Here is a 24,960-nt window from a genome sequence, read left to right on the forward strand (position 1 = left end):
GATGGATTTAGGCACCTTTAACCAGCTACCGCAAGCCGCCGCTCAGCTTGCGCTCTCGCACTGCGTCGCGATTCCTCGCTGGCAGCAGGCGCTGGCGGCGGCTCGCCCGTTTCACAGCGTTGAGGCCCTGCTGGCTGAGGCGCAACGGCTGGCCCAGGCCTGGCAGGAAGACGATCTGAATCAGGCGCTTTCAGCTCATCCGCGCATCGGGGAAAAGGCACAGGGCGACGAGAAGGAAAAACGGTTATCACGCAGCGAACAAGCGGCCATGCAACAGGCAGACGATGCGTTACAGCAGGCGATGGTGCAGGGCAACCAGGCTTATGAGGCGCGCTTTAACCGGGTCTTTTTGATCCGGGCGAAAGGGCGCAGCGCACAGAATATGCTTGATGAACTTACACGGCGGCTGGACAACAGCCCGGAAAGCGAGCGCCAGGAATCTCTGGAACAACTGCGGGAAATCACCCTGCTGCGCCTTAAGGAGAGTTTTTCATGAGCACTATCAGCACCCATATTCTGGATACCGCGCTGGGTAAACCCGCGCCAGGCGTAGCCATGTTGCTGGAACAGCACGGGGCACAAGGGTGGGTAACCTGTGCCCGGGGCATCACGGATAACGATGGTCGCCTGAAGGATCTGACACCCGAGCCGCTTGCGCCGGGACAGTACCGCCTGACGGCCGCGATTGGCGAATACTTCCGCGCAGGCGGACGAGAAACATTGTACGTCAGTGCGCAAATTGATTTTGTGCTGACGGAAAGCGCCAGCCATTATCATCTGCCATTTTTAATCTCGCCCTGGAGCTGGTCTACCTATCGCGGCAGTTAACAGGTGCATCAGGCGCAGCGTTTTTCCGCTGCGCTTGAGAGCTATCGGCTATCAATACCTTCGGCCCATCCGACTATATTCCTGCTAACGCCAGGGTTATCTTAAGGTCAATAATGTGAAGGCAACGGAGCCGATAATGAGCACGCCAAAAGATAATGATGTAGCCGCTTCAGGTAAATGTCCCTTTCATCACGGTAAATCGGAAGAAGAAAGCGTTCTGGCTCGTGGAGCCGGCAGTGGTACCAGCAATCGCGACTGGTGGCCAAACATGTTGCGCGTGGATCTGCTAAACCAGCACTCCAACCGTTCTAATCCCCTCGGCGAAAACTTCAACTACCGCGAAGCGTTCAGCACGCTGGACTACTCCGCACTGAAAGCCGACATCCGGGCGTTGCTCACCGACTCCCAATCCTGGTGGCCAGCCGACTGGGGCACCTACATTGGCCTGTTTATTCGTATGGCGTGGCACAGTGCCGGTACTTACCGCACCGTCGACGGGCGCGGTGGCTCAGGCCGGGGTCAACAGCGTTTCGCCCCACTGAACTCCTGGCCAGATAACGTCAGCCTTGATAAAGCCCGCCGCCTGCTGTGGCCGGTAAAACAAAAATACGGTCAGAAAATTTCCTGGGCCGATCTCTACATCCTCGCCGGCAACGTTTCGCTGGAAAATTCAGGTTTCCGTACCTTTGGTTTTGGTGCCGGTCGTGAAGACGTCTGGGAACCGGATATGGACGTGGATTGGGGTAACGAAACCGAGTGGCTGGCCCATCGCCATCCGGAAAGCCTGGCTAACGCACCGCTGGGCGCGACCGAAATGGGGCTGATCTACGTGAACCCAGAGGGGCCTGAAGCCAGCGGCGATCCCGCTTCTGCCGCGCCAGCGATTCGCGCGACATTCGGCAACATGGGCATGAACGACGAAGAGATCGTGGCGCTGATTGCGGGTGGACATACCCTGGGCAAAACCCATGGTGCCGCCGCCGCCAGTCACGTGGGCGTCGATCCTGAAGCCTCACCTATCGAAGCACAGGGCTTTGGCTGGAACAATAGCCACGGCAGCGGTGTGGGTGCAGATGCGATTACCTCCGGCCTTGAAGTCGTGTGGACGCAAACGCCAACCCAGTGGAGCAACTACTTCTTTGAGAACCTGTTCAAATATGAGTGGGTGAAAACGCACAGCCCGGCGGGTGCGATTCAGTATGAAGCGGTCAACGCTGACGACATTATTCCGGATCCGTTCGATCCTGCGAAAAAGCGCAAACCGACCATGCTGGTGACGGATCTGACGTTGCGTTTCGACCCCGAGTTCGAGAAGATTTCTCGCCGCTTCCTGAACGATCCCCAGTCCTTTAACGAAGCCTTTGCCCGCGCCTGGTTTAAGCTGACCCACCGCGATATGGGGCCAAAAGCGCGTTACATCGGTCCGGAAGTGCCAAAGGAAGATTTACTGTGGCAGGATCCGTTACCGCAGCCAACGCATCAGCCGACGGCCGATGATATCAGCGAACTGAAGGCGAAAATCGCTGCATCAGGTTTGACGGTAAGCCAGCTGGTTTCGGCGGCCTGGGCTTCGGCTTCAACCTTCCGTGGTGGCGACAAACGCGGCGGCGCAAACGGTGCCCGTCTGGCGCTGGCGCCCCAGAACAGCTGGGCGGTGAACGCCAGCGTCATTAACGATGTGTTACCGAAACTGCAGCAGATCCAGCAGGAATCCGGTAAAGCTTCTTTAGCTGACGTCATTGTCCTGGCGGGCAGCGTCGGCATCGAAATGGCTGCAGCCGCAGCCGGCGTCAGTGCACAGGTGCCTTTTACCCCTGGCCGCGTGGATGCTCGTCAGGATCAAACTGATGTAGAATCCTTTAACGTACTCCAACCGCTGGCAGATGGTTTCCGTAACTATCGTCGCGTACAGGGGGGATCATCCACTGAAACCCTGTTGTTGGATAAGGCGCAGCAACTGACGCTGAGTGCCCCAGAGCTCACCGTCCTGCTGGGTGGCCTGCGTGTCCTGGGCACCAACTTTGACGGCAGCCATCACGGCGTGTTCACCGACCGCGTGGGCGTGCTGAGTAATGATTTCTTTGTGAATCTGCTGGATATGCGCACCGCATGGCGTGCGACCGACGGCAGTGAAGAGATCTTCGAAGGCCGCGATCGTCAGAGCGGAGAAGTGAAGTACAGCGCGACGCGCGCCGATCTGGTGTTCGGTTCCAACGCCATCCTGCGCGCTCTGGCCGAAGTTTATGCCAGCAGCGATGCAAAACAGAAGTTTGTTACCGACTTCGTGGCGGCCTGGACGAAAGTGATGAACCTGGACCGTTTCGACCTGCAGTAAACGCCTGAATCGCCCCCGGCCTGGCCGGGGGCGATTTTATTCTGCCAACGTAAAGCCATCCGCATCGCGCCATGCCGGAAACCGCTCGCGATAAGCCTGCAACTCGGCTAGCGACAGCGACGCCTCAACCTGACCGGCTTTGAACGGCTCGCCCGCCGCCAGAATCTCCCCCTGCGGAGAAATAATTCGACTGTCCCCACTGTACTGATGCTGATTACCATCGCTGCCCACACGGTTGCAGCCTGCTACATATGCCTGATTTTCGATAGCGCGAGCCAGCAGCAGTGCCTGCCAGTGAAGGGCGCGCGCAGCAGGCCAGTTGGCGACATACAGCGCCAGATCGTAGTCATTTTGATTGCGTGAGAACACCGGAAAGCGCAGGTCGTAACAGATTTGCGGCAGAATACGCCAGCCGCGCCACGGAATCACCGTACGCGCCTTGCCCGCAACATAATGCTGCTGTTCATCGGCCATGCGAAACAGATGACGTTTGTCATACTGGTGCAGCGTGCCGTCCGGCTCAACCAGCAGAAAACGGTTCATGGCGCCCTCAGCGGTATGAACGGCGGCGCTCCCGCCCACCAGCGCATTGGTGCGCTTAGCATGGTGCTGTAACCATTCCACGACCTGCGCCTGCGGTAGCGCCGACTGGGCGGCCTCCATGGCAAAACCGGTGGTGAACATTTCGGGCAGAATAATGACATCCCGTTGCGTGAGGTCGGCTAAGATCCGATCGAAATGGCGCAGGTTGGCCTCGCCATCCATCCACGTCAGTGGCTCCTGTAGCAGCGTTATCGCTAAAGTCGACATAACCGCTCCGCTGCCGCATCAAGTGTGGCTTCCTGTTTTGCAAAGCACAGCCGAATCAGTTTGTGCGGGAAAGGCGCCTCGCAGAATACCGACAGCGGAATGGCGGCTACGCCAACTTCACGCGTCAGCCACTGGCAAAAACTGACATCGTCCAGGTCCGAAATGGCACTGTAGTCCGCCAGCAGGAAGTAGGTGCCTTCACAGGGCAACAGGTGAAAACGACTGCTGCGCAAGGCCTGTATCAGTCGGTCACGGCGCGCGCGATAAAACTCGGGCAGTTCACGATAGTGTTCGGGATGCTGGCGCAGCATATCGGCAATCGCCAGTTGCGCAGGCGTGTTGACTGAAAACGTCAGGTACTGATGGATCTTACGGATCTCGGCGCTAATGGCCGCCGGTGCTACGCAGTAACCGACTTTCCAGCCCGTCATATGAAAGGTTTTGCCAAAGGATGACACCGCCACCGCACGTTGACGCAGCTCAGGGTGCGCCAGCACGCTGGCATGCCCCTCCTGTGCAAAGCAGATGTGTTCATAGACTTCATCGCTCAGCACGTAGATTTCCCGGTCGGCGACAGCCTGCCATAACGCGGCATAGTCCGCGTGATGCCAGACGCTGGCCGAGGGATTATGCGGCGTGTTTAAGATGACCAGGCGGGTTTTGTCGCTTAGCAGCGCGGAAAACGCAGGCCAGTCAACCGTAAACAACGGTGGCTGCAAGGTGAGGCGTTTCAGTGTGCCGCCCGCCAGCTGTACCGCGGGCGCATAGCTGTCGTAACTGGGATCGAAACAGATGACCTCGTCACCGGGCCGCACCAGGGCGGTGATGGCGGCATACAGGGCTTCAGTAGCCCCTGCCGTCACGGTGATATCGCTGTTCACATCGGGCCGATAGCCATAGATCGCGGCGGTTTTATCCGCAATGGCTTCGCGAAGCGGTTGTGCGCCGGTCATGGGTGCGTACTGATTCGCGCCCTGACTGACGTGGTAAGCCAGCCTTTCCTGCAGGTAAGACGGACCATCAAAATCCGGAAATCCCTGAGAAAGATTAATCGCATTATGCTGCTGTGCCAGCGTGCTCATTTGCGTGAATATGGTGGTGCCGAGTGCAGGCAGCTTGCTCTCGGGCGTCAGGTTGGACTGCGTCATGATTAGGTAGCCTTACGCGCAAAAACGGTAGCGGAAAAACCCTTAGTTGATGCCACTATAAACAGGATGCTAGTATTTGGCAATCAAGACGCTTAGACGGCTAAAAGGAACGATGATGTCCGATTCTTCTGCAGTAGATCAGCTGGTGCAAGCCTGTCACTGGATAGGCGCGAAGGGCTGGGCACCGGCCACCGGTGGCAATATGTCGGTGCGCCAGGATGCACATGTTTGCCTGCTGAGTGAGTCGGGCAAAGACAAAGGCAGCCTGACGCGGGATGATTTTATTCAGGTCCACATTGCCACTAATCTGGCCCCCTCGGGCCGCAAGCCTTCGGCAGAAACCGCGCTGCACACGCTGATTTACCGTCTGTTCCCGGAGGCGGGCGCGGTACTGCACACGCACACGGTCAATTCCACGTTGCTGTCGCGGGTCGAGCAGGGCGCCGCCGTGCTGCTCTACGGCTATGAGATGCAAAAGTCGCTGAGCGGGCAAACGACCCACGATGCTACCGTGGCGATTCCCCTGTTCGACAACAGTCAGGATGTGGCGGCGCTGGCGTCAGAGATCGAGGATTATGCCGCCCGTTTTCCCCTGCGCTATGGCTTTCTGCTGCGCGGACACGGCCTGACCTGCTGGGGCAAAGATGTCGCTGAAGCCCGTCGTCATCTTGAAGGTCTGGAATTTTTATTTGAATGCGAGCGCCAACGTCGCCTGCTGGAGAAAGCATGATAAAGGCCATTGTTACCGATATTGAAGGGACCACCAGCGATATCCGCTTTGTACATAACGTTCTGTTTCCCTATGCCCGAGCGCATCTGGCTGATTATGTTCGCAAGAATCAGACGCAGACTGAGGTGCAACAGGCGCTAAACGCCGTGCGTACCGAAGCGGGGCAACCCGATGCCGATACAAACGAGGTCATCGCTATTCTGTTTTCTTACATGGATGCGGATCGCAAATCGACCGGCCTGAAGGCGCTGCAGGGAATGATTTGGCGCGAGGGCTACCTGAGCGGTCGCTTTACCGGGCACCTTTATCCTGATGTGCTGCCCGCGCTTACGGCCTGGCACGTGCAAGGCATTAAATTATATATATATTCCTCTGGCTCGGTTGCCGCGCAGAAATTGTTATTTGGCTACAGCGACGAAGGTGATATTACTGGTTTGTTCAGCGGCTATTTTGATACCCACGTGGGCGCCAAGCGTGAGAAGACGTCGTATCAGAACATCGCTGCGCAAACGGGCTTGCCCGCCGAACAACTGCTGTTTCTTTCTGATATTCATCAGGAGCTGGACGCAGCAGAGCAGGCCGGCTGGCACACGCTGCAGCTGATTCGTGACGCGGCAGATGATGACAGCCATCATCGTCAGGTCGCCGATTTTTCCCAGATTAACCCGGAGTCGATTTGAGATGAGTGCACTGACCATTTTTAGCGATAGCGATCCCAGCCAGCCGATATGGCACAGCACCGATGCTGAGGCGATTCGCGCGCGGCTGAATGCCAAAGACGTCCGTTTTGAACGCTGGCAGGCCGACCGCGATCTGGGCGAAAACCCGGATGCGGAAACGGTCATCAACGCCTATCAGCATGCCATCGACCGGCTGGTGGCCGAAAAAGGCTATCAGAGCTGGGACGTGATTAGCATGCGTGCCGATAACCCGCAGAAGGACGTTCTGCGCCAGAAGTTTCTGTCGGAACACACGCACGGCGAAGATGAAGTGCGCTTCTTTGTCGAGGGTGCGGGGCTGTTTTGTCTGCATCTGGACGGTGAAATTTTGCAGATCCTGTGCGAAAAGAACGATCTGATCTCGGTGCCCGCCGGCACGCCGCACTGGTTTGATATGGGATCGTCCCCGCACTTCACCGCGATTCGCATTTTTGATAATCAGGAAGGCTGGATCGCCAATTTCACCGGCGACAAGATTGCCGATGCCTATCCGCGCCTCGCGTAATCACGGCGCATTCTGCGGGCGGCTGATTCCGTAAGCCGCCCGTCCGCTTACTGTGGCTGGAAGATGCCAGCGGCAACCTGAGCCGGTGCGATCACGCCGGTATCCAGCACCCAACCGCTGATCAGCGCTGCAGGCGTAACATCAAAGGCGGGATTGTAGACCTGCGCCTCTTCAGGGGCCCACTGCACGCTGCCGAAGCTTCCGGACACACCGGTGACTTCACTGGCGGCACGCTGTTCAATAGGAATGGCCGCGCCCGTCGGGCAGAGCCGATCCAACGTGGTATGCGGGGCCGCAACGTAGAACGGAATACCGTGATAGTGCGCTAACACCGCCAGGCTGTAGGTGCCGATTTTGTTCGCTACGTCACCATTGGCGGCGATACGGTCCGCGCCCACCCAGATAGCGTCCACGTTGCCCGCAGCCATCAGGCTGGCGGCCATCGAATCGGTGATCAACTGGTAAGGTACGCCGAGTTCGCCGAGTTCCCAGGCGGTTAAGCGCCCGCCCTGCAACAGGGGACGCGTTTCATCGACCCAAACATTTCGGACCTTGCCCTCTTGATGCGCGCGCGCGATAACGCCCAGGGCTGTGCCGACGCCTGCGGTCGCCAGGCCGCCCGTATTGCAGTGGGTTAACAGCTGGCTGCCGGGTTTGACCAGCGAGTTTCCGGCTTCGGCGATGCGATCGCAGAGCTGTTTATCCTCCTGCACCAGCCGCAAGGCTTCTTCTGCCAGGCTCGTCACCCTGTCTGGCTGCTCCAGCGCCTGTTTCATACGATCGAGGTTATTCATCAGGTTGACCGCGGTCGGGCGGGCGGCCCGCAATATTTCCAGCGACTGTGCCAGCTGCTCGCGCGTTTCACCCTGTTCCGCCAGCAGTGCCAGCAGCAGGGATGCAGACAGGCCAATTAACGGCGCACCGCGCACCCGCAGCGCATGAATATGTTCAACCAACTGCGCGACCGAATGGGCAGGCAGCCAGTTCTTTTGCTGGGGCAGGGCCTGCTGATCCAGTATCCAGAGCTGGTTGTTACGAACCTGTAAGCTGGTAGTTTGGAATGTCTGCATTGTTGGTGAAATCCATGTTGCGTTAATAGCGGGTATTGTGCCAACATGCTTGACGGATGTATAGACGTCTGAACGGCTTATTACGAAAGATTAATCAGGTCCGGCTTGCACCGGCGTTTGTTGATGAGGAAAGGTCAATGTCGCAATACCGTACGTTCACTGCAGCCGATGCTGTGGAATATGCCAAAACGTTTGGCGGCATGGATGATCCTTCTGTTCTAAGCAGCGCGGAAGAGATTGGCGATGGTAACCTCAATCTGGTCTTTAAAATTTACGACAACCAGGGTAAAAGCCGCGTGGTAGTCAAACAGGCGCTGCCCTATGTTCGCTGCGTCGGCGAATCGTGGCCGTTAACCCTGGATCGTGCGCGTATCGAAGCGCAAACGCTGGTTGAGCACTACAAATATTGCCCCCAGCACACGGTTAAGGTTACGCATTACGATGCGGATCTGGCGGTGATGGTGATGGAAGATCTTTCCAGCCACCGCATCTGGCGCAGTGAGCTGGTGAAAGGCGCCTACTACCCTGAAGCGCCGCGTCAGCTCGGTGAATATCTGGCGCAGACGCTGTTTCACACCTCAGACTTTATTCTGCACCCGCATCACAAGAAAGCCGAGGTGGCGCGCTTTATCAACCCTGAGCTGTGCGAAATCACCGAAGATCTGTTCTTTAACGATCCCTACACTGACCACGAGCGCAACAGCTATCCTGACGCGCTGGAGCCGCTGGTCGCATCCCTTCGCACTGACGACGCGTTGCGTATTGCTGTGGCCGGGCTCAAGCACGTTTTCTTCAGCCATGCCGAGGCGTTACTGCATGGGGATATCCACAGCGGCTCGATTTTTGTGGCTGACGGCAGCTTGAAAGCGATTGATGCCGAGTTTGGTTATTTTGGACCCATCGGCTTTGACGTGGGCACCGCGCTGGGTAACCTGCTGATCAACTACTGTGGTTTACCGGGCCTGTTGCCTCCCCGCGAAGCCGTTGATGCCCGTGAGCAGCGCCTTAGCGACGTGCGTGATGTCTGGAATACCTTTGCGACGCGCTTCCTGGCGCTGGCAGAAAGTCACACCCAGGATGTGGCCATGGCGTATCCGGGTTATGCACAGGCGTTTCTGCGCAAAGTCTGGGCGGACACCATTGGCTTTTGTGGAACGGAGTTGATCCGTCGAACGGTGGGCATGTCGCACGTGGCGGACATGAAACTGATTCGGGATGATGAAATGCGCACCGATTGTATTCGCAATGCGATTACCCTAGGCCGCACCCTGATTCTGGCCGCCGGGCACGTGGACGATGTCGAGGCATTGATTGCCCGCATTCGTCAGGCAGGATAAAAAAAGGCCGACATGATGTCGGCCTGATTGTTTATGCCGCCTCACTGGGGCGGGCGGGTTTTGAGACATCCTGCTTTGCCGGCACGGCCAGCGCATCAGCCTCAAACTCATCCACGTTAATGGAACGCAGACGGCTCTGCTCGGCGCGTTTCAGCACTTCAGCTTCTTTGTCGTCAATCCAGCCCTGTTCCAACGCCTGTTTAGCCAGCGCATCCAGTCGGGTGAATGAGAAGTGTTTTTTATGCTGCTTGCACAGGCGGTCGTGAATCACTTCCGCCGCCATCACGTCCTGCAATGCCTGCTCTAACTGACCTGCAGGATTATGCTGGCTCGGCGCAAGATACTGACCGCGGCCCAGGCGCGTACGCGTCGCTGAAGGCACCTGCAGCATTTTTGCCAGTTTGTGATCAAGACGATCGGACGGTGCAGGGCAGTGCTGACCACCGGCAAACACCATCAGTCGAATAACGCCAGCCACCAGGCGGTTCGGGAAGTTACTCAGCAGATCGTCCATGGCTTTCTCTGCTTTATTCAGTGCATCCTGCACGCCCCAGTGCACCAGCGGTAAATCGGCTTCGTGGCGTCCTTCATCGTCATAGCGTTTCAGAGTGGCAGACGCCAGGTAGAGCTGACTCAGCACATCACCCAGGCGAGCAGACATCCGTTCGCGACGTTTCAGGCTGCCGCCTAAGACCGCCATAGAAACATCTGACAGCAAGGCCAGGTTGGCACTAATGCGGTTCATGTGCTGATAATAGCGACGCGTTACATCGCGGGTTGGCGCGGCGCTGGTGCGACCGCCCAGCAGGCCCAGCCACAGGCTGCGCATCGCGTTGCTGCCAACGTGACCAATATGGCTAAACAGCGCCTTATCGAAGGCGGCAACATCGTTGCTGGCGGCGGCGGCCATTTCCTGCAGGACATAAGGATGGCAACGAATTGCCCCCTGACCAAAGATAATCATGCTGCGGGTCAGAATGTTCGCGCCTTCCACGGTGATAGCGATGGGCGCACCCTGATAGGCACGCGCCAGGAAGTTGCTGTCACCCAGCATGATGCCCTTACCACCCGCAATATCCATCGCATCGATAATTGACTGTTGAGCGCGATGGGTACAGTGATATTTGACGATGGCTGACAGCACCGCGGGTTTTTCACCCTGCATAATCCCGGTGGTGATTAGCGTAGCGGCCGCGTCCATTACATAGGCATTACCTGCGATGCGAGCCAGCGGCTCTTCAATACCTTCCATTTTACCGATAGACAGCTTGAACTGACGACGGATGTGCGCATAGGCGCCGGTCGCCAGTGCCACCGTTTTCAGGCTACCGGTTGAGTTTGACGGCAGCGTGATGCCACGGCCGACGGACAGACATTCCACCAGCATCCGCCAGCCCTGACCGGCCATTTCCGGGCCGCCAATGATGAAATCAATGGGGACAAAAATGTCTTTCCCACGGGTTGGACCATTCTGGAACGGTACGTTGAGCGGGAAGTGGCGATGACCGATTTCCACGCCCGGCGTGCTGGTTGGGATCAGGGCACAGGTAATGCCCAGTTCCTCTTTCTCGCCCAGCAGGTGCTCGGGGTCGGAAAGCTTAAAGGCCAGACCCAGTACGGTGGCGATTGGGGCTAACGTGATATAGCGCTTGTTCCAGGTCAGTCGCATGCCCAGCACCTGCTGGCCCTGCCATTCGCCCATGCAAACGACGCCGGTATCGGGGATTGCCCCGGCATCGGAACCGGCTTCCGGGCTGGTAAGGGCGAAACAGGGAATCTCGTCGCCCCGCGCCAGACGCGGCAAATAGTGATCTTTCTGTTTTTCCGTTCCGTAATGTTGCAGCAGTTCGCCCGGACCCAGTGAGTTAGGCACCCCCACGGTAATCGCCAGAATACCCGATACGCCCGACAGTTTTTGCAACACGCGTGCCTGGGCATAGGCGGAGAATGCCAGTCCGCCGTACTCTTTTTTAATGATCATGGCGAAGAAGCGGTGCTCTTTCAGATAGGCCCACAACTCTGGCGGCATATCCGCCAGTTCATGGGTGATCTGGAAATCATTCGCCATGCGGCAGGCTTCTTCCACCGGGCCATCAATAAAGGCCTGTTCTTCCGGCGTCAGGCGCGGTTGCGGGTAGTTGTGCAGTTTCTGCCAGTCAGGTTTGCCCTGAAACAGATCGCCTTCCCACCAGGTTGTGCCCGCGTCAATCGCCTCTTTTTCCGTACGAGACATCGGCGGCATGACCTGCTGAAAGCGCTGCAGCACCGGTTTGGAAAACAGTTTGCGGCGCAGGCTGGTCAGGTTCAGCGGCAGCAGGATGATCGCCAGCGGCAACAGCAGCCACGGCGTCCACAGGTGGGCCACCGCCATCGCAGCGGTCCACAGCAGCAGGATTACGCTACTGAGTGACAGAGAGATGCGGTGATAAAACAGGGCGCCAATTAGCACCACTGTCGCAAGAATCGAGACAACCATCATAATGAAGTGCTCCGTTAAGTAGTAAGAGGTCTGACCTGTTATAAAGAGAGGTTTAAATCACCTGCTGGCATTTATCAATTTGTTTACATCGCAATTACAACCTGACTCACAAAATCAGCGAAACAGCGCCCGTAATGAAAATAACGAACGTGAAAAAAACGGCGGGCACACGGCTATCTGACCCTGTGGTGCTTTGCGCAGGTCAACCATTCCGTTAAACTTGCTGCGATTAACCTCCCCTACAAAGGACAAGTCTATGTATCAGGACATTATTCGTTCAGAGCTCAATGAAGCGGCAGAGACGTTGAATCACTTTCTGAGTGACGACGCGAACATTCACACCATCCAACGGGCGGCGGTGATGTTGGCTGACAGCTTCAAAGCGGGCGGCAAAGTGCTTTCCTGCGGCAACGGGGGTTCTCACTGTGATGCGATGCACTTTGCTGAAGAGCTCACGGGCCGCTACCGTGAAAATCGTCCTGGATATCCGGCTATTGCCATTTCAGACGTCAGCCACCTTTCCTGCGTGAGCAATGACTTCGGCTATGACCACGTCTTTTCCCGTTACGTTGAAGCGGTAGGGCGTTCAGGCGACGTGCTGCTCGGGATCTCAACGTCAGGAAACTCGGCCAACATCATCAAGGCCGTTGAGGCTGCGCGTGCGCAGGGGATGAAAGTGATCACTCTGACGGGTAAAGATGGCGGCAAGATGGCTGGCAGCGCGGACATTGAAATCCGTGTGCCGCATTTTGGCTATGCCGATCGCATTCAGGAGATCCATATTAAAGTGATTCATATCCTGATGCTGCTGATTGAAAAAGAGATGGTCAGGTAACAGCACGACTGGCCTCCTGAGCGGCAGGAGGCGTTTTGACATAAGGCGGTTGCTATGTGCGAATTGCTCGGGATGAGCGCCAATGTTCCCACCGACATTTGTTTCAGTTTTACCGGATTAGTGCAGCGCGGCGGCGGAACAGGGCCGCATAAAGACGGCTGGGGTATTACGTTTTACGAAGATAAAGGTTGCCGCACCTTTAAAGATCCCTTGCCGAGTTTTAATTCCCCCATTGCGCGTCTGGTGCAGGAATACCCGATCAAGTCCCATTCCGTCGTGGCGCATATTCGCCAGGCGAACCGTGGGCCGGTCTCTCTGGAAAACACCCATCCGTTTACGCGGGAACTGTGGGGGCGAAACTGGACCTATGCGCACAACGGGCAGCTTAAAGGCTACAGGCAACTAGAGACCGGAACCTTTCGTCCGGTTGGTGAAACCGACAGTGAAAAGGCATTCTGCTGGATCCTGCACAAGCTGGCCACGCGCTATCCGCGTACGCCAGGTAACTGGCCTGCGGTCTTTCGCTATATCGGCGAACTGGCGGGCGAACTGCGGCAGAAGGGCGTGTTTAACATGCTGCTGTCGGATGGTCGCTACTTAATGGCGTTCTGCTCCACCAATCTGTTCTGGATTACCCGCCGAGCCCCTTTTGGCCGGGCGCAGCTACTTGATCAGGATGTGGAAATTGATTTCCAGAAACATACCAGCGCGAACGATGTGGTCACTGTCATTGCGACACAGCCGTTAACGGGGAATGAAACCTGGCACCGGATCGTGCCAGGCGAATGGGCTTTATTTTACCTTGGAGAGCGCCAGGAACGACTGTGAGGCCGCTTCGGGTTGTGTGATGACCGGGCTGCTGTTCATCACATATCTGCCGCTGGCAACATTTACCGTTGGCGGCTGATGATATTGCGCAAAGTAGGCATAGCCGGGCTGAAGCTGCTTCCAGAAATCCGCATAGGTGGAATAGCGATGACGCTGCATATTGCTCTCCGTCATGCGAAACGGATAAATGGCAATATTCACTTCCTGCTGGCCATTGCGTAATGCGGCGTTCACATAAGTGAAAATCTGATCCATGTAAGCATTGGTCATGGCATAGCAGCCGATAGACTTGCAGTCGCCATGAATCATCAGGTAGTTACCGCTGTAGCCCTGATCGCGGTCATATTGGTTGGGAAAGCCAATATTAATCGCGCGGTAAAAACGACTGTCTGGCTTCAGTTGATTCATTTTTACGCTGTAAAAACCTTCCGGGCTTTTAAAATCGCCTTCACGACGTTTAGGGCCAAGGCCGCCAGAAAAGTTGCAGATGCGGTAGGTATCCAGCAAACGGTACTCATTACCAATTTTGCCGTATAGCTCAAGCGTACGCTCTTCCTTAAAGATCTGAATATAAACCGGTGTACCGATTAGCTGTTTCTTTAATTCTTTACTGACCGGGGCCAGTTGCTGAACCGGCTCAGGAGTCATTGCCATGCTGAGGGCTGGCAGTAAAATCATCGCAAACAGAAGTGCGATTTTGCCCATGCTGTGTATACCTTGAAGTGAAGAAGAACAATGGCGCGGTAAGTGCGCCTCTGTTTGCATTATCGGAACTTTCCGCTACCGCAGCGCAACATTAAACATTGTGTGTTTTTTTAGCAATACAGCGCAGAGCAAAATGTCCATTTCTTTGATGGAATAGCGCTGAAAATTTGTAAAGTTTGTTAGCAACTGCAAGAAATATTGCACAAGTCTCTTCTGACTGTATACTTATCCAGTGCTGGAGGGGCGATGCGTAAGATCATTCATGTCGATATGGACTGCTTTTTTGCTGCAGTGGAAATGCGTGATGACCCTTCATTACGTGATATTCCCATGGCCATTGGCGGCAGCCGCGATCGCCGCGGCGTGATCAGTACCGCTAACTATCCGGCACGTAAATATGGCGTGCGCAGTGCGATGCCGACCGGTATGGCATTAAAGCTTTGCCCCCATCTGCGTTTATTGCCCGGGCGCTATGAAGTCTATAAAGAAGCCTCCAGCCAGATTCGCGCCATCTTTTCCCGTTTTACCTCCCTTATTGAGCCGCTGTCGCTGGATGAAGCCTATCTGGACGTTACCGACAGCACGCACTGCCAGGGCTCTGCCACGTTGATCGCCCAGGAGATCCGCGCCACTATTTTTCGCGAAACGCAGCTTACCGCCTCGGCGGGCATCGCACCGATCAAGTTCCTTGCCAAGATCGCCTCCGATTTAAATAAGCCGGATGGTCAGTACGTCATCACGCCTGCGCAGATGTCTGACTTTTTGCTGGCATTACCCTTGGCAAAAATCCCCGGCGTGGGGAAAGTCTCGGCAAAAAAGTTGGAAGAGATGGGCCTGCACACCTGCGCCGACGTGCAAAATGCCGATTTGGCACTGCTGCTAAAACGTTTTGGTAAGTTTGGCCGGATATTATGGGAGCGCAGCCACGGTATTGATGAACGCGGTGTGGTGGTGGAACGCGAACGGAAATCATTAGGCGTTGAGCGTACGCTGGCTGACGATATCGACAGCTGGGAGCGCTGCCTGGAAATCATTGATTACCTCTATGCCGAGCTTGATCGGCGCCTGACGCAGATTCGCCCCGATAAGCATATTGCGCGCCAGGGCGTGAAGCTGAAGTTCAGTGATTTCCAGCAGACGACTCAGGAGCATGTCTGGCCGGTGCTAAATAAAGAAGACATGATTGCCGTGGCGCGTAAAACCTGGGATGAGCGCCGGGCGGGTCGCGGTGTGCGGCTGGTGGGATTGCATGTGACGCTGGTGGATCCGCAGCTGGAGCGGCAGCTGTTGCTGGGCATATAGAGGGAGTTCCGCCGTTGGCGGGGATGGGTTTTGCTCTGGTTCTGCCCGACTGGGCGCTACGGTTTTGCACTGAGTATGTTCTGCCCGGCTGGGCGTTATGGTTTTGTTCTGAGCATGTTCCGCCCGCCAGGCGGCAGGGAGTTTCAGCCTGTCCGTGCAGGCGGTCGGGTTAAGGGGCTCGCGCCAGCCCCTTAACAATCCCGGCGTCCGGCAGCCGCCGCTGTACCTTCGTCACTCACTGCTGCCTGACGGACCGTCCGGATGCGCCATCCCTGGCGCAGCCGTCCTCGTCGCGGCTTCCGTGCCGCGCCGTCCTGGCCTTCGTTCTCTCCTCAGCGCGGCGGATGCCTCGAGCAAACCCTCGCCTGTGAGGGCGTGTATTTTTCCCAAAGGCCTGCTTTGCCTGTTATTAACATGCGCAATCAGAACTGAAGACAGGAAGGCCTGACGAAAATGAAAAAATGAACAGCAATAAGCTGTGATGCTTTTCTGGCATCTGAAGCGACGCGGAAAGTAGTTTTGGCACAGGTATCAAAGCGGTGGAGTGGGCCGGCCTTCCCACTCGCTGAGCGGATGCAGGATTTCCGGATGAGCCGACAGGACGTCGGCGAAAGTCAGGCCGCGCCAGGGATGGCGCGTCCTGGCGGTCCGGCAGAAATCCTGAAGCAGCGAAGGGACCGCGCAGCGGCGGGTGGGCAGGACGGGAGCCCGGGGTCAAGGGGCCGCGGCGACTGGCGGCCCCTTGTCGGTCGCCCGCACGGGGCGAGCTGAAACTGCCTGCCGCCTGGCGAGCGAAACCTTCTCGGAGCTTTGTGACTGGATGCCGCTCAGGCAGCCCGCCTTAACCACCCCTGTTCGGCGACGAACACCTACTTCTTATATTTCGCTTCCAGCGTCGCAAACCACGGCTGGACGAAATCCTCATTACTGCCCCAGCCTGGAATAATCTTGTTCAGCGATGCCACGTTCACCGCACCAGGATGGCTGTTGAGCGCCTGCTGAGAAATCGATGCGGCTTTGAATTCATACGTCGCTGGGGTGGTTTCACCGGCAATCTTGTTCGCTACCAGGCGCATATTTACGGCCCCGATGGTTTTAGGGTCGACGGCGACGGTCTGTACCCACGGGCTGCCTTTCTGACGCATCAGCTGCAAATCCTGATTGGAGACATCAATGCTGTACAGTTTGATCTCTGTACGGCCATTCTCCTGCAGCGCTTTATAAGCGCCCTGGCTGAACGCATCCCACGCGCCCCAGATGGCATCGATCTTGCCTTTGGGGTATTTCGCCAGAATAGCGCCCACTTTATTGGCGGTGTCGCCCTGAACATCCGTTGATACCGCGCCAATCGACTCAAGTTGATGAATGCCCGGGTTCTCTTTCAGCAATTTTTCATAAACCACCTGACGACGTTCCATCGGTGGGAAACCCGCTACCCATAATTTAACGATGTTGGCTTTACCGTTGAAATCTTTGATTAACTGTCCCAGAGACAGTTGAGCCAGAGAAGCATCATCCTGAGCTGTCACCGTAACGCCCGGAATCGGGGTATCCACCGGTGTATCAAATACCGAGACTTTAATACCAGCGTCCGCAATGCGTTTTACCAGCGCGCTGGCGTATGGCGCTTTGCCATGTGACAGAACAATACCGTCGTATTTCTGGCTGATGGCCTGATTCACGAAATCCTGAAAGCGCGCATCGTCGCCGTTGCTGAGAAACGTACTGACTTTAAAGCCCAACTGGCGGCCTTGTTGAATCGCCCCCGCAACAAACTGCGTGGTGTTGTCGTCTGAGCCAAGGTTACGGATAACCGCAATACGGATCGGCCCTTCATGGTTAGCGATAGCGGCAGGAACGGGCGTAACGGTGTCGGCAAACGCTGCGCTGGCGTTTAGCAGGCTTAATGCCAGCAGCGAGAGTGTTATCTTTTTCATTATTCTTAACTCCAGTAAGGGGAACGCGCCTCAGCGGCGCTGAACGTACGTGATAGCCAGTGCTAAAGCCAGCACCAGCCCTTTAATAATGTCCATGGCGTAATAGGGCACGGATAACATCACCAGACCGTTTTGCAGCACGCCAAGAATAACGGCACCAAGTAGCGTACCCAGCGCATTCGGTTTACCTGAACCGGCAAGGGATAAGCCGATCCAGGCCGCAGCGACGGCATCCATCAGATAACCGCCGCCCGCATTCACCTGCGACGATCCAATGCGTGAGGCCAGCAGAATACCGCCCAGCCCCGCTAACAATGAGGCGATAACATAGGCCAGTACGCGATAACGCGTGGTACGAATACCCGAAAGTCTGGCGGCTTCAGGATTACCGCCCAACGCGTACATGCGGCGACCGTGCTTTGTCAGGGATAACGCCAGCTGTGCAACGACCGTGACAACCAACATGATAATGACGATGGTGGGCACCTGGCCCAGCAGGTTAAAGGTTGCCGGAATTGTGCCCTCAGCCATGTCGCCGCTGGGCAACACCATATTTTCCGTAATCGAGCCACCAAAGCTGTAGGTCATTGCCACGCCCTGAATCACAAAGAGGGTGGCGAGTGTTGCCAGCATGTCGGGAATACGCAGCACCACGATCAGGAAGGCGTTGAACAGGCCGACCAGCGTACAAAGGGCCAGCGTAATTGCGATAGCCGCCGTCGTATCAAAGCCGTACCAGACGAATAACGAAATCACCAAGGCGTTTGCCAGTGAGGCGGTCGAACCAACGGAAAGATCGAAGCCGCCCACGGTCAGCGACACGGAAACGCCCACCGCGATAACGGTCACGATGGCGATGGATCGCAGGATATTAATGATATTGTTCGGCTCCAGAAAACTGTCGGATGCCAGACCAAAGGCTGCGATCAATATCACTACCGTCAGCAGCATGCCCCACTTGTACAGGAAATCGAACAGTTGATGGCGCAGCGAGGAAGACGCTGCATTCAGGGATAAGTCTTTACTGCTCACGCAGGGGTTCCTCCGGTGGAATAGAGCAAAAGTGTCTCTTCTGTGGCTTGCCGTCCCTCTAACTCCGCCACAATACGTCCATCCCAGAGCACACAAATACGGTCGCATAAGCCGACCAGTTCAGAAAATTCGCCAGAGGCGTAAATTATGCCTTTGCCTTCTTGGGCAAGGTTGCTGATCAGCGTGAACAGCTCGGTTTTGGCTTTAACGTCCACGCCTTTCGTGGGTTCATCAAAAATCAGTACGTCGGCGTTGTTGCGTAACCACTTGCCTATCGCCACTTTTTGCTGATTACCACCTGAGAGACGACGCAACTGCTGCGCCGGGCCTGTCGTACGTACGCTGAGACGACGGATGACCTCCTCTGCCCAGCGCCAGGCCTGACGATGACCAAACAGGCTCCAGCGGGAAAAACTGTCGTCTGCGCTGATACTCAGGTTCATCGCCACCGATTCATCAATGAAAATGCCTTCTTTGCGACGCTCTTCTGGCACCAGGGCCATGCGCTGTTGCACTGAGTCGTGTGGCGATCGCGGTTTCCAGCGTTTACCGTGCAGTTCACCGCCTGAAACACGGCTCTTACTGGCACCGAACAGCGCCTTGCAGAGTTCGGTTTTCCCTGCACCGGCCAGACCGGCAATGCCCAGAATCTCGCCTTTGTGCAGGCGCAGCGAGATATCCTGTAGCAGGTGTTCATCATGCAAGCCCTCCACCGCCATGAGCACGGACTGCGGCTGAAAGGGGCGACGCGGGGGATAAATATCGGTTAACGGATGCCCCAGCATTTTTTCAACAATCTGCTCACCGCTCAGCGAAGCCATCGGGGCGCTTTCGATCAGCCGTCCATCGCGCAGCACCGTCAGGCGATCGCAAATGGCTTTCAGCTCGTGGATGCGGTGAGAAATAAACACCACGCCAATACCGCTGGTCTGCAGGCGACGGACCACGGCGAACAGGCGTTCGCTCTCGTGCTGGTCTAGCGGCGCAGTAGGTTCATCGAGGATCAGAAAGCGGCAGTGATGCGACAGGGCTCTCGCCAGCAGAATTTGCTGCTTCTCCGCCAGCGAGCAGCGCTCTACCGGGCGTTTAACATCTATGCTGGCATCCAGTTGGGCCAGCAGTTGGCGCGCCTGGCGACGAATATCGCCCCAGCGAAAGCCGTGGCCGGGCTCGGCCAACTGATCCAGCAGAATATTTTCGGCGACGCTTAATTGCGGCACCAGCGCCACATCCACCTCCTGCTGTACAAGGTGAATGCCCAACTGCTTTGCGTCTCGCGGGCTGCGAATCGACACCGGTTTACCGTCCAGCAGAATCTCGCCGCTGTAGTGACTGTGGGCGCCCGAGAGCACCGCCATCAGCGTAGACTTACCAGCACCATTGGCCCCGGTCAGAGCATGAACCGAGTGGCCTTCACTCTGAAAATCCACCGACGTTAACGCGGCAAATCCGCCAAAATCGATGGAGATGTTACGCATCTCAAGGCGATTTAAAGCACGCATTGCAGGGATCTCCATTAAAGTCACTGACCACATTTTTTCCTGAAGCATCAGGCACGGCAACAGCCGAAAGCGCATAAGTTAGCACAGAAACTTATTAGCCATCCAGACATCTGGACATAATGGCGGCTAAAGCTGGGGAAGCGCAGTAAGTTGGTGATTTAGCGGCAGGAAGTGGGCTTACTCCAGCGGATTATGCTGCGCAGGCACCAGGAACGCTGTGACGCGCTTTCACTCATCAGGAAAGAATGCGCGCGCTGGGATGCTGAAGGCCAACGTGACCCGGTTAATCTCTAAAACGGGGGCAGGGCAGGTTATTTGAATGCGTAGACCTCGGCTAAGTCGGCCAGATCCCAGTTTCCCCCAGTGAGCAGCACACACACTTTCTCGTCGGGTTGCAGGCTAACCGATCCCGCCAGTAGCGCACCGAGACCGATTGCGGCGGCCGGTTCCGCAATCAATTTTGCATCCCTCGCAAGCACGCGCATGCCCTGAATAATATGTTCTTCATCTACCACAATAATCTCGTCGACGTACCTCTCGATAATGGGGTAGGGATTACGTCCCGGTACGCTAATTCTTAAGCCGTCAGCGATGGTGTTGAGCAGCGGAAGGGAGGTGGGCTGCTGGTTGATCCGGCTTTGATAATATTTCGGCGTCAGGGCTGGCTCAGCCCCAATGACCCTGACAGCGGGGCGAGATTCTTTGATGGCCGTGGCGACACCGGAAAGAAGCCCGCCACCGCCCAGCGGAACGATCACGGTATCCACATCCGGTAAATCATTCAGTATTTCGCAGCCGATCGTGCCCTGACCGGCCATAACCATCGGATCTTCAAAGCCATGCACCACCGCATAGTTGTTGAGCTCGGCAATCTCATAGACTTTTTTCCAGCGCGAGGCGTTGTCGCCATCGAAGAGAATAATCTCCGCACCCAGGGCCCGGGTGTTCTCGATTTTGATTTTCGGCGTCGTTACCGGCAACACCAGAACCACTTTCACGCCCAGCATGCTGGCCGCATACGACAGGCCCTGCGCATGATTGCCTGATGAACTTGAAATAATGCCGTGGGCAAAGGCTTCAACGGGCAGGGAAAGCACTTTATTTAACGCACCGCGAATTTTAAACGCGCCGGTAATTTGCAGCGTTTCCGGTTTGAGATAGAGCTGGCAGCCCACCTGTTTTTCAATTTTCTCAGCGCGCAGCAAGGGTGTGTGACGAATATGGGCGGCAATGCGCTGTTGCGCTTCGTGAATATCTTGCAGGGTAGGATACTGACGCGTCATAGCGGTTACCTTCGTCTGGACGAAAAATTATTCAAAAAACGCAAAACGGGTTCCGACGCCTTTTTCAATCGCTTTGCGGTAAATTTTACCGGCGGTCGTGTTGTCCTGGATGGACAGTCCGGTGGAGTCAAAAAAGGTAATTTCCGCCTCGTTCTCTCTGCCCGGTTTATTGCCCAGCAAGATTTCACCTATCTCAGCATGAATCGCGTTTTCACTGATGATGTTTCTGTCCAGCGCGTGCCAGGTTTCCCCTTTCTGCGTGCACTGGGTCAGGGAATCGACAACGATTTTTGCCCGGCTGAAAATCTGCGGATCGAACTCCTGCTTGCCGCGCTGGTCGGTGCCGATGGCGATGATATGGGTGCCGGGCTTGATCCAACTGGCTTCGACCAGCGGCCCTTTGCCTCGGGTGGTGGTAATGACAATATCGGCTTGCTCCACCGCCGCCTGACAGCTCTCAGCCACAATCACCGGAATGCCAAACGCGCTTTCAATATCCTTTTTAAAGGCAATACGGGTTGCTGGCGTTCGGCTCCACGCATGAATCTCCTCAATTTGCATTACCCTGACAATGGCGCTGATCTGCATCCTGGCCTGATTGCCGGTGCCTATCATCGCAATTTTTTTTGCCCCGGCGCGCGCCAGCGCCTTCACAGAAACGGCACCCGAGGCGCCGGTTCGCAGGCCGGTAATCAGGCTGCCGTCCATGACGCAGCACAGCGCACAGCTACGGGCATCAAATAAAATTACCGTTCCCATGCCGCCCGGCAGGCCATATTCCACCGGATTCTGGGGAAAAGGACCGGAGGAAGCCTTCATCGAAATCAGTTCACTGGTTTTGTAATAACTGGTTTTGAAGTCGATTTCCCCTCCCGCTTCGGGGAGATGCAGGCCAATATAATCCGGCTGTTCCACCAGGTTGCTGTTGAACGCTTTGTAGGCTTCTTCTACGGCCTCAATGACGTCGTCGGTGCTGATGAGCTGACGGACTTCCTGTTTGGTAAGCAATAACGTATTCATGCACCCTCTCATTGCGCAGTGAAGAAGGCCTCTCCGTCACACAAAAGGCATGATGCCGTGGCCGGAGGCAGTTTGGCTAATGCGCATTATTGCATCGGCGGTGCAACAGAAAATGTCAATTTGCGGGTGGAATAAACGCATTTAGCTGTTTTAGCGAGCGATAGCGAAAGCGCATGCTAAGTCAGTGCCGGGTAGCGAGGGAGGGGGCCAAAAGGGGCAATAAAAAAGGGTTTATGATGAACATAAACCCTCAGAGACGTTATCGCGCTGGAATTACTTTTCGGGCACCACGTTCAGCAGCGTCGTCAGCAGTTTCCAGTAAAGACCGACGCTCTCGATGTGCACCTGCTCATCGGGTGAGTGGGGACCGGTGATCGTTGGGCCAATTGAAACCATATCCATGTCAGGATAAGGCTTTTTGAACAGACCACATTCCAGGCCTGCGTGAATAACCTGAATGTTAGGCGTCTTGTTGAACAGTGCCATGTAGGTTTCACGGGTCAGTGCCATAATGGGCGAATCTGCATCTGGCTGCCAGCCAGGGTAGCCGCCTTTCGGCTTCGTTTGCGCGCCTGCCAGCTGACCCAGTGAGGTTAACATCTGCACAACGTAATCGCGGCCGGTATCGATCAGCGAACGAATCAGGCAGTTAATTTCTGCTTTATCTGCCTCCATCGTGACCACGCCGACGTTCAGTGAGGTTTCAACCACGCCTTTGGCAACGTCAGAGTTACGGATCACGCCGTTTGGCGTGCTGTTCAGCAAATTCAGAAAGCGATCGCGGCTCTCTGTCGTCAGCGCATCACCCTGATGGGCAACCGGCTCGCTGACAAAGGCGATGTTTTTCTCTTTCACGCCGTGTTCATTTTGCAACGCAGCCAGGAAGCTGGCGGCTGCCGATTTCAGGTTGTCCACTTTGCTGCTGTCAACAGACACGGTCGCAAAGGCTTCACGTGGAATCGCGTTACGCAGCGTTCCCCCGGTGAACGTCACCAGACGTAAATCCAGCTCTGCGGCATGGGCGGCAAGGAAACGAGCCAGTAACTTGTTGGCATTCCCCAGGCCCATATGAATATCTGCGCCGGAGTGGCCGCCACGCAAACCTTTCAGCGTAAGCTTCAGGGTTTCGCTACCAGCCGGAACGGCTTCACGAGTCAGGGGGAGCGTGGTGATAAAGTCGATACCGCCTGCGCAACCCATGTAGATCTCACCTTCTTCTTCCGAATCGGTGTTGATCAGAATATCGGCCTGCAACCAGCCTGGCTGTAAGCCAAACGCGCCATCCATGCCGGTTTCTTCGGTCATGGTCAACAAGACTTCCAGCGGGCCGTGAGTCAGGCTGCTGTCCGCCAGGACGGCCAGCGCAGACGCCATGCCAATGCCGTTATCGGCACCCAGCGTCGTGCCGCGCGCTTTCACCCATTCGCCATCAACATAAGGCTGGATAGGATCTTTGGTGAAGTCGTGAACGGTATCGTTGTTTTTCTGCGGCACCATATCAAGGTGAGCCTGCAGCACCACCGGGGTGCGCTTTTCCATCCCCGGGGTGGCTGGTTTACGGATCAGAATATTGCCTACCTGATCGCGCTCACACCAGAAACCTTGTTCTTTAGCCCAGCCAACGATATAGCTTGCCAGTGCTTCTTCATGAAAAGAAGGATGCGGAATAGAGCAGATCTTAGCGAAAAAATCCCACAGTGGCTGTGGAGAGAGTTGAGACAATTCAGACACGACAAGTCTCCTGTGTCAGTGCGCCGGCCAGGCCGGACATTGCGAAGTTCCAGTGAAAGATCGCCGTCAGTATACCGACGAGATAGGGCGAGAATATCACTGTTTCTCACCCGGTGTGATATTCAACGCGTTAAAAAGCCGCAACCAGAAGCCAGGTGCTGGTTTTTAGCGCGTCATGTCCTTATAATCTCGCGCAACCTTTTCCCCGTTGCACATTTTTTAAGCCACACTGACTGGCTGGGATACCTATTTATGAGCGAAAAATACGTCGTTACCTGGGACATGCTGCAGATTCATGCCCGTAAACTGGCTCAACGCCTGCTTCCTGTTGAACAGTGGAAAGGCATCATTGCAGTCAGCCGCGGCGGTCTGGTACCGGCTTCGCTGCTGGCACGTGAACTGGGTATTCGCTATGTCGATACCGTTTGTATTTCCAGCTACGATCACGATCACCAGCGCGAAATGAAAGTGTTAAAGCGCGCAGAAGGCGATGGCGAAGGCTTTATCGTGATTGACGACCTGGTTGATACCGGCGGCACCGCACAGGCCATTCGCGAAATGTACCCAAAAGCCCGTTTCTGCACCATTTTTGCTAAGCCTGCGGGTCGTGAGCTGGTAGACGATTATATCGTTGATATCCCTCAGAACACCTGGATTGAGCAGCCATGGGACATGGGCGTGGTCTATATTCCGCCGATTGTTAAAAGCTGATTGATGTAACACAAACAACGCCCGGTTTTCCGGGCGTTGTGCTTTCTGCGCCTCGCGAGTTGTTTTGCGGTACAGTACACTTACTTACCGCTGTTAATGCTGTCAGAGAGGTA

General features: G+C 55.9%; 22 protein-coding genes. 11 read left to right on the forward strand and 11 right to left on the reverse strand.

Annotated elements, in window-relative coordinates; all coding sequences use genetic code 11:
* Nucleotide 1: 1 nt before the first annotated feature.
* From uraD to katG, 3 genes are all read left to right on the forward strand, one after another.
* Entirely contained in the window at nucleotides 2-496 is a 495-nt protein-coding gene (uraD, locus tag ACPXSQ_RS00220; protein WP_022622714.1) for a 2-oxo-4-hydroxy-4-carboxy-5-ureidoimidazoline decarboxylase, read from the forward strand.
* Entirely contained in the window at nucleotides 493-828 is a 336-nt protein-coding gene (gene uraH / locus ACPXSQ_RS00225) for a hydroxyisourate hydrolase (protein ID WP_013024759.1), read from the forward strand. The genes uraD and uraH overlap by 4 nt, the downstream gene beginning before the upstream one ends.
* Nucleotides 829-964: 136 nt before the next feature.
* Nucleotides 965-3,163 carry a catalase/peroxidase HPI gene (gene katG / locus ACPXSQ_RS00230; RefSeq protein ID WP_014592998.1) on the forward strand — a complete coding sequence of 733 codons (2,199 nt, stop codon included), beginning with the start codon at nucleotides 965-967 and terminating at the stop codon, nucleotides 3,161-3,163.
* A gap of 36 nt (nucleotides 3,164-3,199) precedes the next feature.
* Here katG and ACPXSQ_RS00235 read toward each other — a convergent pair whose 3' ends face one another.
* Both ACPXSQ_RS00235 and ACPXSQ_RS00240 read right to left on the reverse strand, forming a co-directional pair.
* A complete protein-coding gene (locus tag ACPXSQ_RS00235) occupies nucleotides 3,200-3,973 on the reverse strand; it encodes an amidohydrolase (protein ID WP_022622713.1) in 774 nt (257 codons plus the stop codon).
* Complete coding sequence (locus ACPXSQ_RS00240; RefSeq protein WP_014606510.1) at nucleotides 3,961-5,121, reverse strand: pyridoxal phosphate-dependent aminotransferase; 1,161 nt, start codon at nucleotides 5,119-5,121, stop codon at nucleotides 3,961-3,963. Before ACPXSQ_RS00240 ends, ACPXSQ_RS00235 begins: the two co-directional genes overlap by 13 nt.
* Nucleotides 5,122-5,236: 115 nt before the next feature.
* Here ACPXSQ_RS00240 and ACPXSQ_RS00245 point away from each other — a divergent pair, with 115 nt between their 5' ends.
* The 3 genes from ACPXSQ_RS00245 to ACPXSQ_RS00255 are packed head-to-tail and all read left to right on the forward strand — an operon-like array spanning nucleotide 5,237 to nucleotide 7,075.
* Nucleotides 5,237-5,851: a methylthioribulose 1-phosphate dehydratase gene (locus ACPXSQ_RS00245; RefSeq protein WP_110286398.1), complete on the forward strand. Its 615-nt coding sequence runs from the start codon at nucleotides 5,237-5,239 to the stop codon at nucleotides 5,849-5,851.
* Entirely contained in the window at nucleotides 5,848-6,531 is a 684-nt protein-coding gene (gene mtnC / locus ACPXSQ_RS00250; protein WP_041930710.1) for an acireductone synthase, read from the forward strand. The genes ACPXSQ_RS00245 and mtnC overlap by 4 nt, the downstream gene beginning before the upstream one ends.
* Before the next feature lies 1 nt (nucleotide 6,532).
* The gene (locus ACPXSQ_RS00255; RefSeq protein WP_014606507.1) at nucleotides 6,533-7,075 is read left to right on the forward strand and encodes a 1,2-dihydroxy-3-keto-5-methylthiopentene dioxygenase; all 543 of its coding nucleotides are present in this window, start codon (nucleotides 6,533-6,535) and stop codon (nucleotides 7,073-7,075) included.
* Between the two features lie 47 nt (nucleotides 7,076-7,122).
* Here the strand turns inward: ACPXSQ_RS00255 and mtnA are convergent, their stop codons facing one another.
* Nucleotides 7,123-8,145, reverse strand: a complete 1,023-nt coding sequence (gene mtnA, locus ACPXSQ_RS00260) for an S-methyl-5-thioribose-1-phosphate isomerase (protein ID WP_019106335.1) — start codon at nucleotides 8,143-8,145, stop codon at nucleotides 7,123-7,125.
* A 137-nt stretch (nucleotides 8,146-8,282) separates the two neighbouring features.
* On the opposite strand from mtnA, the gene mtnK reads away from it, so the two are divergent.
* Nucleotides 8,283-9,482, forward strand: a complete 1,200-nt coding sequence (gene mtnK, locus ACPXSQ_RS00265; RefSeq protein WP_014606506.1) for an S-methyl-5-thioribose kinase — start codon at nucleotides 8,283-8,285, stop codon at nucleotides 9,480-9,482.
* 31 nt (nucleotides 9,483-9,513) lie between these two features.
* Here the strand turns inward: mtnK and fadE are convergent, their stop codons facing one another.
* Nucleotides 9,514-11,961: an acyl-CoA dehydrogenase FadE gene (fadE, locus tag ACPXSQ_RS00270; RefSeq protein WP_105079784.1), complete on the reverse strand. Its 2,448-nt coding sequence runs from the start codon at nucleotides 11,959-11,961 to the stop codon at nucleotides 9,514-9,516.
* A 256-nt stretch (nucleotides 11,962-12,217) separates the two neighbouring features.
* On the opposite strand from fadE, the gene lpcA reads away from it, so the two are divergent.
* Both lpcA and ACPXSQ_RS00280 read left to right on the forward strand, forming a co-directional pair.
* A complete protein-coding gene (gene lpcA, locus ACPXSQ_RS00275) occupies nucleotides 12,218-12,796 on the forward strand; it encodes a D-sedoheptulose 7-phosphate isomerase (RefSeq protein ID WP_014593004.1) in 579 nt (192 codons plus the stop codon).
* 54 nt (nucleotides 12,797-12,850) lie between these two features.
* Nucleotides 12,851-13,624 (forward strand): class II glutamine amidotransferase, encoded by a 774-nt coding sequence (locus ACPXSQ_RS00280; RefSeq protein WP_014606504.1) that lies wholly within the window; start codon nucleotides 12,851-12,853, stop codon nucleotides 13,622-13,624.
* On the opposite strand, the gene dpaA is transcribed toward ACPXSQ_RS00280, so the two are convergent.
* Nucleotides 13,589-14,329 carry a peptidoglycan meso-diaminopimelic acid protein amidase gene (gene dpaA, locus ACPXSQ_RS00285; RefSeq protein WP_014606503.1) on the reverse strand — a complete coding sequence of 247 codons (741 nt, stop codon included), beginning with the start codon at nucleotides 14,327-14,329 and terminating at the stop codon, nucleotides 13,589-13,591. The genes ACPXSQ_RS00280 and dpaA overlap by 36 nt on opposite strands.
* 246 nt (nucleotides 14,330-14,575) lie before the next feature.
* Between dpaA and dinB the strand changes: the two genes are divergently transcribed.
* On the forward strand, nucleotides 14,576-15,631 hold the full coding sequence (gene dinB / locus ACPXSQ_RS00290) for a DNA polymerase IV (RefSeq protein ID WP_014593005.1): 1,056 nt from the start codon (nucleotides 14,576-14,578) through the stop codon (nucleotides 15,629-15,631).
* Between the two features lie 869 nt (nucleotides 15,632-16,500).
* Here dinB and ACPXSQ_RS00295 read toward each other — a convergent pair.
* The 6 genes from ACPXSQ_RS00295 to pepD all read right to left on the reverse strand — a co-directional run bounded on the left by ACPXSQ_RS00295 (nucleotide 16,501) and on the right by pepD (nucleotide 24,136).
* Complete coding sequence (locus ACPXSQ_RS00295; protein WP_014593006.1) at nucleotides 16,501-17,568, reverse strand: sugar ABC transporter substrate-binding protein; 1,068 nt, start codon at nucleotides 17,566-17,568, stop codon at nucleotides 16,501-16,503.
* Nucleotides 17,569-17,598: 30 nt separating this feature from the next.
* Nucleotides 17,599-18,600, reverse strand: coding sequence for an ABC transporter permease (locus ACPXSQ_RS00300; protein WP_013024774.1), 1,002 nt, complete (start codon nucleotides 18,598-18,600; stop codon nucleotides 17,599-17,601).
* Nucleotides 18,597-20,102, reverse strand: coding sequence for a sugar ABC transporter ATP-binding protein (locus tag ACPXSQ_RS00305; protein WP_015700891.1), 1,506 nt, complete (start codon nucleotides 20,100-20,102; stop codon nucleotides 18,597-18,599). The genes ACPXSQ_RS00300 and ACPXSQ_RS00305 overlap by 4 nt, the downstream gene beginning before the upstream one ends.
* 311 nt (nucleotides 20,103-20,413) lie before the next feature.
* A complete protein-coding gene (locus ACPXSQ_RS00310) occupies nucleotides 20,414-21,385 on the reverse strand; it encodes a threonine ammonia-lyase (RefSeq protein ID WP_013024776.1) in 972 nt (323 codons plus the stop codon).
* Between the two features lie 27 nt (nucleotides 21,386-21,412).
* Nucleotides 21,413-22,405, reverse strand: coding sequence for an ornithine cyclodeaminase family protein (locus ACPXSQ_RS00315; RefSeq protein WP_014606500.1), 993 nt, complete (start codon nucleotides 22,403-22,405; stop codon nucleotides 21,413-21,415).
* 273 nt (nucleotides 22,406-22,678) lie between these two features.
* On the reverse strand, nucleotides 22,679-24,136 hold the full coding sequence (gene pepD / locus ACPXSQ_RS00320; protein WP_013024779.1) for a beta-Ala-His dipeptidase: 1,458 nt from the start codon (nucleotides 24,134-24,136) through the stop codon (nucleotides 22,679-22,681).
* Nucleotides 24,137-24,388: 252 nt separating this feature from the next.
* Between pepD and gpt the strand changes: the two genes are divergently transcribed.
* Nucleotides 24,389-24,847, forward strand: coding sequence for a xanthine phosphoribosyltransferase (gene gpt, locus ACPXSQ_RS00325; RefSeq protein ID WP_014606498.1), 459 nt, complete (start codon nucleotides 24,389-24,391; stop codon nucleotides 24,845-24,847).
* Nucleotides 24,848-24,960: the final 113 nt, after the last annotated feature.

The organism is Pantoea sp. EEL5 (genome assembly GCF_049892805.1).
Taxonomy (GTDB): Bacteria; Pseudomonadota; Gammaproteobacteria; order Enterobacterales; family Enterobacteriaceae; genus Pantoea; species Pantoea ananatis.